Genomic DNA, 13683 nt, shown 5'->3' with positions numbered 1-13683 from the left:
CTATAATAACGAGCGACCGCAGAGAAAACTAAAAAAACTGACGCCTGTTGCTTACAGACGTCAGCTTTCTGCCTAGGTGTTTTTTGCAATGTCTACAAATAGGGGTCTTGACCAGGACGCGCAAGCAGCTTTTATAAATGGATCCGTATTCGTGCCCGTCAGGGGACTTATTGAATCTCTCGGGGGTACGGTCAGCTACTCAAATGACATCGTAACGGTAAAATACGGTTCCCATTCAATCATAATGGAAGTGTGGAAGAATCAGGCAACGGTTGATGGCAATGTTGTAAAGTTGACTGCCCCTGTTCAAATCGTCAAAGGCAGTACGATGATTCCGCTGCGATTCGTTGCACAAGCACTTGGTGCAAATGTCGTATGGGATGGAAAAAATCAGGAAGTACATTTGACTATAAAGTGAACCGCAAATAAGCTTCAAAATAAGAAAATGAACAAAACCAGTTCAAACACATCCCATGTGTTGAACTGGTTTTTTTTTCTATAGGAAAGAAGCTTAGATTTGTTTTATTATCATTGAATCGCATACGATTTCCGTAATATTACATCTTATAGCTCGGTCAATTATGTCTTTATAATGTAAGGGTGTGACAACGAGAGGAGGATGTCTATCATTCTAAAATGAACTAGGAAAGTGAACGGAAGGCTATACGGAAATCGCATAATAGTGAAACAATCTTTTTTGTAAACGCTGCCATTTGTACGTTTTTCGGTAGATCGCACATTTTCTCGCACCCCCACATTATTGAGGAGGAATATAATGCGCAATAAGTATGTTGCATGGTCGCTCATCGTTACCATGCTATTCTCGACCTTGCTCCTATCTACTGGACCGTTTACTCCCGTTTCTGCTGCAGGTGGATCAAATCTGTCGATCGGCAAAGACATTACAGCAAGCGGCCAATCTCAAACCTACAGTCCAAGCAATGTGAAAGACAGCAACCAAGAAACGTATTGGGAAAGTGCAAATAACGCATTTCCACAATGGATTCAAGTCGATCTCGGCTCCAATACTAGCATCGACCAGATCGTATTAAAGCTGCCTGCAGGCTGGGAAACCCGGACGCAAACGCTAGCGGTTCTAGGCAGTGTTAATGGAACAACGTTTACGAATATTGCAGCTTCTACCGGTTATGTATTTAATCCGGCGGTTGCAAGCAATTCGGTCACAATTAACTTCGCTTCAACGAACACACGTTATGTTCGCTTGAATTTTACTGGCAATACGGGCTGGCCAGCGGCACAGTTATCCGAATTCGAAATTTATGGCACTGCGCTGACACCGTCACCTACTCCTACGTCAACGCCTACGGGCACCTATCAGGCTGAGTCTGCTGCATTGTCCGGCGGAGCGAGCGTAAATACCGATCATACCGGCTATGCCGGCACTGGATTTGTTGACGGCTACTTAGCACAAGGTGCGACAACAACGTTTACGGTCAATGCAGCCGCGGCAGGCAGCCGCAACGTGACACTCAAGTACGCCAATGCTAGCGGAAGCACAAAAACAATAAGCATCTACGTTAACGGAACAAAAATCCGCCAAACCTCACTTCCAAACCTTGCGAACTGGGATACGTGGGGAATGAAAGCAGAGGCTCTCACTTTAAATGCAGGCTCCAATACGATTGCTTATAAATACGATGCAGGCGATTCCGGCAATGTCAATCTTGATCAAATCACGGTTGATTCAACGATCATTACGCCTACACCTTCTCCTACAGCAACGGCAACTTCTACTCCAACAGTGACACCAACAGCAACGCCAACGCCAACTCCTACGCCAACAGTGACACCAACTCCAACAGCAACGCCTACAACTCCTCCAGGTGGAAACATCGCTATTGGAAAAGCTATTAGCGCATCATCCAGCACACAAACGTTTATTGCAGCGAATGCAAACGACAATAATACCGCCACTTATTGGGAAGGCGGCAGCGCTTCGAGCACCTTAACTCTCGATCTTGGGGCGAATCATGACATTACTTCCATCGTGCTGAAGCTGAATCCTTCAACAGAATGGGGCACTCGCACACAAACGATTCAAGTACTAGGCCATAACCAAAACTCAACAACCTTCAGCAGCTTAGTGTCGGCGCAAGCTTATACGTTTAATCCAGCTTCGGGCAATACGGTAGCGATTCCGATTACCTCGACGGTTAAACGTCTGCAGTTGAATATTACGACGAACTCCGGCGCACCTGGCGGTCAAATCGCTGAGTTTCAAGTATACGGAACGCCTGCTCCAAACCCTGATTTGACGATTACAGGCATGTCATGGGCACCGGTCTCACCAATAGAGACAAATGAAATTACACTGAACGCAACAGTTAAGAATATCGGCAACGCCAGTGCCCCGGCGACTACAGTCAACTTCTACCTTAACAACACGCTTGCCGGATCTGCTCCAGCAGCCGCACTAGCAGCCGGTGCTTCAGCAACAGTGTCACTTAATGTTGGTGCCAAAACAGCAGCTACGTACTCAGTAAGCTCGAAGGTAGATGAGAACAATGCAATTATTGAGCAAAATGATGCCAACAACAGCTACACGAATCCATCTTCACTCATTGTCGCTCCTGTAGCCAGTTCCGATTTAATTGGAGCTGTATCCTGGACACCTAGTAATCCAGTTGCCAGCAACACAGTCGCTTTCAACGTTATCCTTAAAAATCAAGGAAACATTTCTTCAGCAAGCGGCACCCATGGCGTAACCGTTATTCTTAAAAATTCAGCCGGCTCTACCATTCAGACCTACAACGGGTCATATAGCGGTACTTTAGCAGCTGGCGCATCTGCAAATGTCAGTATTCCTGGGACATGGACAGCAGTAACTGGCAACTATACCGTATCCACAATCGTTGCTGTTGATGCCAATGAATTAGCAATTAAGCAAGCAAATAACACGAGTTCAACAAGTCTAGTCGTTTATTCTGCTCGAGGTGCTAGCATGCCTTACAACAGGTACGATACGCAGGATGCGACTCGTGGTGGAGGGGCAACTTTACAATCTGCACCGACATTCGATCAGGCGCTGATTGCATCCGAGGCATCTGGTCAGAGCTACGTGTCACTTCCATCGAATGGCTCATATCTTCAGTGGAACGTAAGGCAAGGGGAGGGCGGAGCAGGCGTTACGATGAGATTTACGATGCCTGACTCGTCAGATGGCATGGGGCTCAGCGGATCACTTGATGTTTACGTCAATGGTGTCAAAGCTAAGACCATCCCGCTCACTTCCTACTACAACTGGCAGTATTTCGCGAGTGACCAACCAGCAGACACTCCATCCGGAGGACGTCCGCTCTTCCGATTTGATGAGGTGCATTGGAAACTAGACACAGCCCTTCAACCTGGCGATACCATACGTATCCAAAAAAGCAATGCAGACAATCTCGAATATGGTGTAGACTTCCTTGAAATCGAGCAGGTTCCTGCTGCGATTGCCCGCCCAGCAAATTCGGTTTCTGTAACGGATTTTGGCGCTGTTGCGAACGATGGCCTCGATGATCTAGCTGCCTTCGAAGCTGCTGTAACATCAGCGGTTTCTACTGGAAAAATCATGTATATACCAGAAGGAACATTCCATCTCGGAAACATGTGGAAGGTCGGTTCTGTCAGTAGCATGATTAATGATATTACGATCATGGGTGCAGGCATCTGGCATACAAACATCCAGTTTACCAACCCTAATGTAGCATCGGGCGGCATCTCATTCCGTGTCGAAGGCAAGCTTGATTTTAGCAATATTTATATGAATTCCAAGCTGCGGTCACGCTATCACGAGGGTGCTATTTACAAGGGCTTTATGGACAATTTCGGAAAAAATTCAAAGGTGCACAATGTATGGGTTGAGCACTTTGAATGCGGTTTTTGGGTAGGGGATTATGCACATACACCAGCAATTTATGCGGATGGGCTAGTGATCGAAAATAGCCGTATCCGAAATAATCTTGCTGATGGTGTCAACTTCGCTCAAGGCACAAGTAATTCGACTGTTCGCAACAGCAGCGTCCGAAATAATGGTGATGATGGTCTTGCCGTATGGACGAGTAATGTAAATGGTGCCCGCGCGGGTGTCAATAATACTTTCTCGTTTAATACGATTGAGAATAACTGGCGTGCGGCTGCTATTGCATTTTTCGGCGGGGGAGGACATAAGGCTACTAACAACTTGATCATCGACACTGTCGGCGGATCTGGCATTCGAATGAACACTGTATTCCCAGGCTACCATTTCCAGAACAATACCGGCATTTTGTTCTCGGATACAACGATTATAAACAGCGGTACTAGTAAAGACCTCTACAATGGTGAACGCGGAGCTATCGATTTGGAGGCATCAAACGATTCCATCAAAAACGTGACGTTTACCAACATTGATATTATCAATACGCAGCGCAGTGCGATCCAGTTTGGATATGGCGGCGGCTTTGAAAATATCGTGTTCAACAATATCAATATTAATGGTACGGGACGTGATGGTATCCTTACATCGCGGTTCACATCACCGCATCCAGGTGCGGCAATTTACACCTATACGGGGAATGGATCAGCAACGTTCAACAACCTGACGACTAGCAATATCGCTCATCCCAACACGAATTACATCCAGAATGGATTTGGTTTGATCATTCAGTAACAGATTGATCATTCAGTAACAATAAGAAATGGCTGTGTGGGGAGTTCTTTGGAACTCCTCCACTTTTTTTTATGTTTATCAAAGATATAATACGAAAATGGAGAATCACATAATACATATTAAATATATACGATTTTAGAAAATGAATGAGAAAAAGGAACAATTGTATGAGCAATTAGTTGAAAACATCGTTTATTAGATAACATAAAGCGATTAGTTAACCAAAATGTTCATGATTTAAATAAAAATAATCGGAATAATCCAAGCATTCTATGCATTAAATGAATTACCGTTCATATTTTATATATAAAAGAAGCAATTCACTCCAGAAAGCAGGAGGTTATCGCATGAATGCCGAGCACAGTCAAGGACTTAATGCCATTTCGCAACCCGGTGAATTCACAGAGCTTGACCGTTTCATGTTCGAATCTTGGGGTTATTTGATCATTCCAAATGTATTAACCGCTGACCAAGCACAGCAATGTTTGGAGGCATCTATTCGCCTGCATGAGAGAGAAGGGACAACCGGATGGGCTCAGGTTGGCCGAGGATTTGAAAGTGAACCCACGCTGGACCAGTTGATTGATCACCCTGCGGTGCTCCCAAAAGTGAGAGCATTATATGGCGATCGTTTTATTCTTCAATCCGCTTGGTGCACGAAGCAGCCGGCATTTGGAGGAGCAGGCGGCTGGCATCAGGATGGCTCAGGAGCCTACGATTTTAATCAACTAGCTTATCCGATTCCTCTGCTGCAGCTGCGCGCTTCCTATTTGCTTACTGACCAATCGCTGCCTAGGATGGGCAACATGGAGATGATTCCAGGCAGCCATAGAGCCCAAGTTCCACTCCCGGCAGACATCCGCCGCGATAAAGGTGATTTGCCTGTAGGACATGTCATTTGTGCGCCTGCCGGATCTGTATTGCTCTTCCATAACGCGGTTTGGCATCGTACATATTTTCATGATGGAGATTACGACCGTTATACCGCACATTATATTTATAGTCCGCCTTGGGTTCGATTCTCCGATCGCTTTGCAAACAACAAGGACTATTTGGAGCGTACAACGCCTATGCGCCGTTATTTAGCAGGAGAATATGAGCGGCCAGACGCGCCATTTGGCGCCGGGTACCCCGAAACGGCTTTTAAAGATTAGCAATTCGCCGCTTAAACAAATATTTGAATAATGGAGGGATTACCTAATGTTAAATGTTGCGATGATTAGCAAATGGCATGTTCATGCTGATGGATATGCAAAACACCTGCAATCACTTGGAAACGTAAACATAACAGCAGTTTGGGATGAAATAACAGAGAGAGGGCGAACGTGGGCAGCAGAGCTCGGAGCTGCTTTTAAATCTGATCTGGATACGCTGCTTCAAAGGGAAGACGTAGATGCTGTCGTCATCGATGCCCCTACCAGCATGCACGCGGAAGTCATGGTTGCTGCTGCGCAAGCTGGAAAACATATTTTCACCGAGAAATCGATGGCGCTTACGGTAGCCGAATGCGACAAAATTACAGCTGCTGTACAAAAATCCGGCGTGAAGTTTTGTATATCTTTTCCCGCTCGAACAAGGCCTCACCATTTATTCGCTAAACAGCTTCTGGATGACGGCCTGCTTGGTGCCGTTACGCTGCTGCGAATCCGAAATGGTCACGACGGAGCATTAAACAATTGGCTGCCTGAATACTGGTACGATGAGAAACAGGCAGGCGGCGGAGCTATGATGGATCTTGGTTGCCATCCGATGTATTTGGCAAGCTGGCTGCTTGGTGAGCCGAGACGAATTACATCTATGTTTAATTATTTTACGGGCCGGGCTGTTGAAGATAATGCACAATGCTCGATTGAGTTTGCTAACAACGCGGTTGCGCTGCTGGAAACTAGCCTTGTTACTTACTCGACGCCTTCTGCGTTTGAACTTTACGGTACGGAAGGGACACTGATCATATCCGGGGAAGATGTTAAATTTGCTTCCAAACATACCGATTCACCGCTCCAAGGCTGGATTTCACCTCGACAGCTTCCAAAGGAGCAGCCGCTTCCACTAACACAATGGGTGGATGGCATTCTGAACGACAAGCCGATGCCATTTGGACTCGAGGACGGAACAAAGCTGACGGAGCTTCTTGAAACGGCATATATCGCACATCGCGAGAGAAGAACGGTAGATTTTAAACGGCAAGGAGGAAATTAATTAGATGCGAACAGTAAAGGTAGGTATTATCGGATGCGGCATGATTGCTGGCGGCAAACATATGCCAAGCTTAGCCAAGGTGGATAATGTGGAAATGGTCGCATTCTGCGATCTGATCGAGGAAAGAGCGCGCGAAGCTGCTGAGAAGTATGGAGTTCCCGGTGCGAAGGTTTTTACCGATTATAAGCAGCTATTAGCGATGGAGGATATTGAAGTCATTCATGTATTGACGCCAAATATTTCACATGCCGTCATTTCAATCGATGCCATGGAAGCAGGCAAACACGTTATGTGTGAGAAGCCGATGGCCAAGACCAGTGCCGAAGCGAAAGCGATGTACGAAGCTCATGTTAGAACCGGTAAGAAGCTGACAGTCGGCTACCAGAACCGAAGCAAAGCTCAGTCGTTGCTCTTAAAAAAAATGATCGAGAATGATGAGCTTGGCGAGATCTATTATGCCAAAGCGGTTGCAACAAGGCGTAGAGGGGTTCCTACATGGGGAGTATTTCTGGATAAAGAGAAACAAGGCGGCGGACCTTTGATCGATATTGGCACCCATTCACTGGATCTCATCCTATGGCTGATGAACAATTATGAACCTCACAGTGTAGTAGGCAGTGTGTTCCAGAAGCTCAAGGATACAGAAAATGCAGCTAATGAATGGGGATCATGGGACCCAGAGCAGTTTGAAGTAGAAGATTCCGCTTTTGGTTATGTAAAATTCAAAAACGGTGCTGTCGTTTCAATTGAAACCAGCTGGGCACTTAATATCGCCAAATCGGAAGGATCATATTTGTGCGGTACGAAGGGCGGTGCTGATTTTCATGATGGTCTGCGCATTAACGGTGAGAGGGACGGCAGCTTATTTCTCAACGTCATCGACGTGAAAGCAACAGAGAGAGAGCAATTCCGTGGAGAAAACCTGACTGATTTCGAGTATGAAGCCAAGCAGTGGATCAGCAGTATTGTGAACGACACCGATCCGCTCGTTAAGCCTGAAGAGGCGATGGTGGTATCGGCTATTCTGGAAGCGGTTTACTTATCAGCCGAAACCGGCAAAACGATCTACTTCGATTAAAGGCCGCTCATGTACAAGAGTAAGAGACGGATAATAATGTGAGTTACAATAAAGGACGGTATCCTGAGGTCATTAGACTTCTGGATATCGTCCTTTTCAATTGGTGTACCCTATATTTAAGATGAAGATTTAGTGCTTTTTGCAGAGCTGAGGTGATCAATTTGATCATCTAGTACTTTGCTAGCTCTCTCTAGAAACTGTGTAATCAGTTCCAGCTCTGCATCTGTATAGGAGGAAGCCAGCTTTACCATCTCGTTGTGAAGTGGAATATACGTATTGCTGACATCTTCTTTCTGTTCATAGAGCGGAACAATAATCACTTTGCGACGGTCATTGGGATCGTTTTGCCTGCGTACGTAACCGAATTTTTCAAGGCGGTCAATTAATGCTGTCACACTTCCAGTAGCAAGCCCAGTTAGTTTGGACAACTCACCGGCTGTGATTGGTCCTTTTTCACGTAAAATATCCACAGATAAAAAATCATTATTATATAAGCCGAGAGCAGCAGCTACATTTTGTTGGTACAAAACTGTTCGGCTTCCTAGTCCGCGCATACGTGCGACGAATTGTTCCTGCTGATCGGTCGCTTGCACTTGTTGCTCGCTTGACAAAGGACAAACCTCCTTTTAAGATATGGGTATCTCGGATTTCGAGATACTTTGTTATAAAGATATTAGATGAAATGAATTTAATCAAGTTCATTCTATCGAAATCATTCATAATTTGCAAAAACTTTAGTCATGATGGCTAAACACTTTAATCCATATTTGAGATCGGAATGCTATAAGACATAGAATAATTATTTATTATGAGGAGGATTTTTATGAAAGATACCATTTTTATTAAAGGTGCACGTGAAAACAACCTGAAAAATGTTTCCCTTTCAATTCCAAAGTACAAGCTGGTCGTTCTTACAGGTCCATCAGGATCTGGCAAATCAACTTTGGCTATGGATACACTTCAAAGAGAATGCCAAAGGCAGTATTTGGATTCCATGGGCATGACCTCGGATTCGATAGGGAAGCCGAAGGTTGAGTCTATCGAAGGATTGTCACCTTCCATCAGCGTTGGACAGCATGTTACCAATCGAAATCCACGATCAACAGTCGGAACAGTAACCGATATCTATACGTTTGTAAGGTTTATCTTCTCGCGACTAGGGGAGCGGATTTGCCCTTCTTGCAGCGGTCACATAGCTCCTTCTTTTGAGCCCATAGGTGCAATGGCCGATGAAGATGAGGAAATGGATCATCAAATGATAGGCTGTCCTCACTGCGGAGCAGCGCTTGAGCAGCTAGGAATGTCACACTTTTCCTTCAATAAGCCAGAAGGAGCCTGTGGAGCTTGCAGTGGGCTTGGGCATGTGGCAAGCATTAATGAAGCAGCCGTTTTCAATTCGGAGCTCAGTCTGCGCGATGGGGGAGTGGCTTCTCTGAACGGGGTTCATCGCGATATTCAAATTCGTATTTTGATGGCGGCCGGAAAGCATTACGGCTTTGCATTTGATCCGGATCAGCCATTAAAGGATTTCGGAGAGGTACAGCGCGATTTGTTATATTATGGTGTCGAGAGTGAAGCCTTCAAGCGGCATTATCCAAATGTGAAGCCTGTCCAAGGTACAAAATTCGAAGGAGTCATCCCTGGTTTATGGAGGCGTTACAAAGAAAAAGAAGGGGAAACAGGCACTGCGGAAAAAGAGGGAAGTTTTTTTCATGAACAGCTTTGCCCGGAATGCCTAGGCGCACGCCTTAAGAAAGAGGTTCGTCTTGTTCAAGTAGCCGGCTCAACCATCTCCGATGTATCGGAATGGTCACTCAGTGATGTATTTAAGTGGACCGAGGAATTACAAGAGACGCTCCCGCCTGAAGGTCATTATCTGCTCGAACCCATTCTGCATGATATGCCTACTAGGCTAAAACGAATCATTGGTGTTGGCCTAGGCTATCTTTCTCTGAATCGGCAAACCGTTTCGTTATCAGGCGGCGAAGCACAGCGGCTGCGGCTCACATCGCTGCTCGGTTCTGGCCTCACCGGAGTACTTTATATTTTGGATGAACCGACCACGGGTCTTCATCCCCGTGATACATCCGGTCTCATACGAGTACTTCAGCAGCTTCGTGATTTAGGCAATACAGTACTCGTAATCGAGCACGATGTTGAGATGATGCGTGCTGCAGACCATATCATCGATATAGGTCCTGGCGCTGGGTTGCACGGTGGAACCGTCGTAGGCGAAGGAAGTCTGGAGGATTTAATGTCCAGTAAGCTTTCGGTTACAGGCGCTTATTTGAGAGAAGAGAATGGCTCAACTACTGTACGCATCCGCAGAGCAGGCAACGGTCAGTTTATTACAATCGAGCAGGCTAAACTCCGTAATGTTGACATTCCAACTGTAGCATTCCCGCTTGGCTGTCTCGTTTCCGTTACAGGTGTATCTGGCTCCGGCAAATCCACGCTAGTCTTTGATATCCTAGCAGAAGGAAGTCAGAAGGAGTTGGAGCGAATAGGGTGCAAGAAAATTACGGGCTTAGAGCATGTCGGAAATGTCGTTATATTTGACCAGACACCCATGGGACGAGTGCAGCGCTCCAACGTAGCAACGTATACGGATGTGTTTACGCAGCTGCGCCAGTTGTTCGCTGGTTTGCCTGAAGCTAAAAAAAGAAAACTGACAACCAAACATTTCTCATTTAACACCTCTGGTGGTCGTTGTGAGACCTGTCAGGGGCTAGGTGTGCTTTCCGTTGATATGAACTTCCTGCCTGATCTGGAGGTAAAGTGTCCTGACTGCAAAGGAAAACGATTTACGGATGAGGTTTTACAGGTTCAGTATGAAGGCTGCTCTATATCGGATTTGCTGAATATGTCTGTGCAGGAAAGCCTAGCTATTCTCAAAAAAGAAACTAAAATAACAGGTATAATCGAGATGCTTTGTGAAGTCGGACTAGGCTACTTGAAATGGGGGCAATCGGTCAAAACGTTATCTGGCGGTGAAGGACAGCGGATCAGACTGGCGAAAGAGCTGAGCAAGCCTTCCAAAAACCATACGCTCTACCTGCTGGATGAACCGACGGCAGGCCTCCATCCATCTGACATTAAGCAGCTCCATACTTTACTCAGCAAGCTGGTTGATACTGGAAATACGGTAATCGTTGTTGAGCATAGTCTGGAACTGATACGAGAATCCGATTGGGTTATCGATATCGGCCCAGAAGGGGGCGCAGCCGGCGGCAAATTAGTAGCAGAAGACACTCCTGAGCGTGTAGCGGAAGTGGCAGAGTCGTATACGGGTATGTTCTTAAAGGAAATGTTGGCTAAAAGACAGTAATTATAGCTTGCCAATCTATTACTAAATCAATACGTAGTGCAGGTACTGTCATGCTGACAGTACCTTTTTTTGTTAACTATTCTATAAGGAAACGAAATATCAAATACTGTTTTAATAAATCACTAATTTATGGTAGATTACAGAAGGAAAACATAAAAATCAAAGGAGGAGATCGCCGTTTCTAATGCTCTAAATAAACATGATGAATATCCAATGGTAAGCATTCCAGCTGGAGTAATTGAATTAAGAGATGACCGGACGAAACGAAAATGGAAGTCTGAAATTAAACCCTTTTATCTTTCACCTTATCCCGTAACGATGGAGTTGTATTTAGCTGTAACCAAAAAATCTCCTCTTTCTTTAAGTAGTGATCAAAGGCCAGTGGTCAATATCTCTTGGAATGAAGCCATCTATTTTTGTAATTTACTGTCCCTGAATGCAGGATTAACAGAGTGTTACTCATTCAGTCAGGATGGAGATCATATTGAATGTGATTGGGAATCTGATGGCTATCGCCTTCCGACAGAGGCGGAATGGCAATATGCGTGTAAAGCAGGATCAGCTGGCTATCAATACGGAGAGATTGATAAAATCGCTTGGTACAATGGAAATTCGGGAGACAGCATTCATGAAGTAGGTAAAAAAGAACCCAACGCATGGGGTTTATATGATATGTTAGGAAATGTCTGGGAATGGTGCTGGGATTTATATGATGAGCAGGTATATGGCTCATATCGCATTTTTCGCGGCGGCAGCTGGGCTGAAGATGCGAGAGGCTGCGGAGCTACTTGTCGTCGTCGCAGTCATCCGTCATTTTGTATTGACGACCTTGGGTTTCGCCTTGCCAAATCATGTTAACGAGTTGATAATAACCGCGGAGGTATACCTCCGCGGTTATTTCTAATTCCTATTAAGCTATTTGCTATTCATAAGCTCACGCAGCGCATCTGCAAATTTGGAGATTCCTAAACCAATTTCAGCTTCTTTTGCTCGAGCAAAAGTAAATCTTACGAAACCAGAATCCGATCCGTACACACTACCAGGAACAAAAACAATCCCTCTTTTAATGGACTCCTCCAGCAGCTTTCCATCGTGAACATCCGGAACTAGCTTACACCATAGATGAAGACCACCTTGTGGGGCAGTGAACGTAACCAATCCTGGAAGTTCCTTCTGCAATGCTTCAATAAGTAAATCTCGTTTATATTGGAGCTGCATTCGCAAGCGGTCAAGATGAGGTTCAAAGTAATTGGACTTCAAAAATTGTGCCGCTACCTGCTGCGGTATAACGCTAAGTCCAAAATCCATTTGCTGTCTTGCGTCAGCAAGTCTCTCCACAATGGAGTTAGGGGCAACCATCCAACCTATTCGCATGCCAGATGCAGCTATTTTGGAAAAAGAACCGATATAGAGGACAGACCCAATTGAATCCATTGATTTCAGCGGTGAAGGCGGTAAACCTTCATAGTCCGTTAAGCTAAATGGGTCATCCTCGACAATAGGCAGCGCCAACTCGCTTGCGACGCCAAGCAGCTGTTTGCGGCGTTCAGCACCGAACACTGTACCTGTTGGGTTCTGATAGTTGGGGTTCATGAACACCATTTTGATCCGATGTTTTTTGTATAAAGCACGAATGTCCTCAGGACATACCCCTTGACTGTCAACAGGAAGTCGGAACAACCTAAGCCCCGCTGATTGAAACATAGGCAGAGAATAGCAGTAGGAAGGATCTTCAATCGCAACCGCGTCGCCAGGCGACAACAAACACTGGGTTATTAAATATAACGATTGCTGAGATCCCGATGTGATCAAAATCGATGATTCCGTTGTCTTAATACCCCGATGTTGATCTAGATAGGATACCAATGCTTGTCTAAGCGGAATATACCCTTGAGGATTATCATAACCCAAATATGAAGTATATTTATTCTCGCTCATCAACGTTGTAATTTCATCATTAGGAGCCAAATCAGCCGACAGCTCGCCGCTAGCAAAATCGATGAGAGAGGGGTTTTGATTGAGCGCTTCACGAATTCTTCGCATAAAGGGCAAGTTAGGTAGAAAGCTGCCGCCCTCAGCGTACCGACTCCAATTAGGCGTGTGCTTGGGAGTGGCTCCCCATTTTGTTTTGGATACACGCGTTCCACTGCCTGTCTGACTTTCAATAATCCCCATCGATCGAAGCTCGGCAAATGCCAAAATGACTGTACTGCGGTTTACGCCTAGTTGTTCAGCCAATTTTCTCTCAGATGGAAGCAAGCTGCCAGGAGGGAATTCACCGTAGGAAATCCGTCTTTCTAGATGATCGGTAATTTGTTTATATATAGGAATTTTACTTTTCCTCTCAAGTTCCCACATCAGGTTCACATCCCTTGCTTGTAAATAAAACATTATAGTCATGATTATCATACCACTGATTTTCAA

General features: G+C 45.4%; 9 protein-coding genes. 7 read left to right on the top strand and 2 right to left on the bottom strand.

Features of this window, described 5'->3' with window-relative positions; all coding sequences use genetic code 11:
* Positions 1-88: 88 nt before the first annotated feature.
* From AC1DM9_RS32730 to AC1DM9_RS32710, 5 genes are all read left to right on the top strand, one after another.
* Positions 89-418 (top strand): copper amine oxidase N-terminal domain-containing protein, encoded by a 330-nt coding sequence (locus AC1DM9_RS32730; protein ID WP_477584180.1) that lies wholly within the window; start codon positions 89-91, stop codon positions 416-418.
* 357 nt (positions 419-775) lie between these two features.
* Positions 776-4654 carry a discoidin domain-containing protein gene (locus AC1DM9_RS32725; RefSeq protein WP_477584178.1) on the top strand — a complete coding sequence of 1293 codons (3879 nt, stop codon included), beginning with the start codon at positions 776-778 and terminating at the stop codon, positions 4652-4654.
* A 347-nt stretch (positions 4655-5001) separates the two neighbouring features.
* A complete protein-coding gene (locus AC1DM9_RS32720; RefSeq protein WP_477584176.1) occupies positions 5002-5808 on the top strand; it encodes a phytanoyl-CoA dioxygenase family protein in 807 nt (268 codons plus the stop codon).
* Positions 5809-5854: 46 nt separating this feature from the next.
* Positions 5855-6853 carry a Gfo/Idh/MocA family protein gene (locus AC1DM9_RS32715; RefSeq protein WP_477584174.1) on the top strand — a complete coding sequence of 333 codons (999 nt, stop codon included), beginning with the start codon at positions 5855-5857 and terminating at the stop codon, positions 6851-6853.
* A 4-nt stretch (positions 6854-6857) separates the two neighbouring features.
* The gene (locus tag AC1DM9_RS32710) at positions 6858-7931 is read left to right on the top strand and encodes a Gfo/Idh/MocA family protein (protein WP_477584172.1); all 1074 of its coding nucleotides are present in this window, start codon (positions 6858-6860) and stop codon (positions 7929-7931) included.
* A 116-nt stretch (positions 7932-8047) separates the two neighbouring features.
* On the opposite strand, the gene AC1DM9_RS32705 is transcribed toward AC1DM9_RS32710, so the two are convergent.
* Positions 8048-8542, bottom strand: coding sequence for a MarR family winged helix-turn-helix transcriptional regulator (locus AC1DM9_RS32705; protein WP_477584170.1), 495 nt, complete (start codon positions 8540-8542; stop codon positions 8048-8050).
* A gap of 212 nt (positions 8543-8754) precedes the next feature.
* Between AC1DM9_RS32705 and uvrA the strand changes: the two genes are divergently transcribed.
* Positions 8755-11259, top strand: coding sequence for an excinuclease ABC subunit UvrA (gene uvrA, locus AC1DM9_RS32700; protein ID WP_477584168.1), 2505 nt, complete (start codon positions 8755-8757; stop codon positions 11257-11259).
* Positions 11260-11472: 213 nt separating this feature from the next.
* Positions 11473-12117, top strand: coding sequence for a formylglycine-generating enzyme family protein (locus AC1DM9_RS32695; RefSeq protein WP_477549249.1), 645 nt, complete (start codon positions 11473-11475; stop codon positions 12115-12117).
* A gap of 57 nt (positions 12118-12174) precedes the next feature.
* Here the strand turns inward: AC1DM9_RS32695 and pdxR are convergent, their stop codons facing one another.
* A complete protein-coding gene (pdxR, locus tag AC1DM9_RS32690; protein WP_477549248.1) occupies positions 12175-13617 on the bottom strand; it encodes a MocR-like pyridoxine biosynthesis transcription factor PdxR in 1443 nt (480 codons plus the stop codon).
* Positions 13618-13683 lie beyond the last annotated feature (66 nt).

The sequence above is a fragment of the Paenibacillus sp. 01T431 genome, assembly GCF_056398625.1.
The sequence above is the reverse complement of the archived record's forward strand: the minus strand, read 5'-3'. Positions and strand labels throughout refer to the sequence as shown.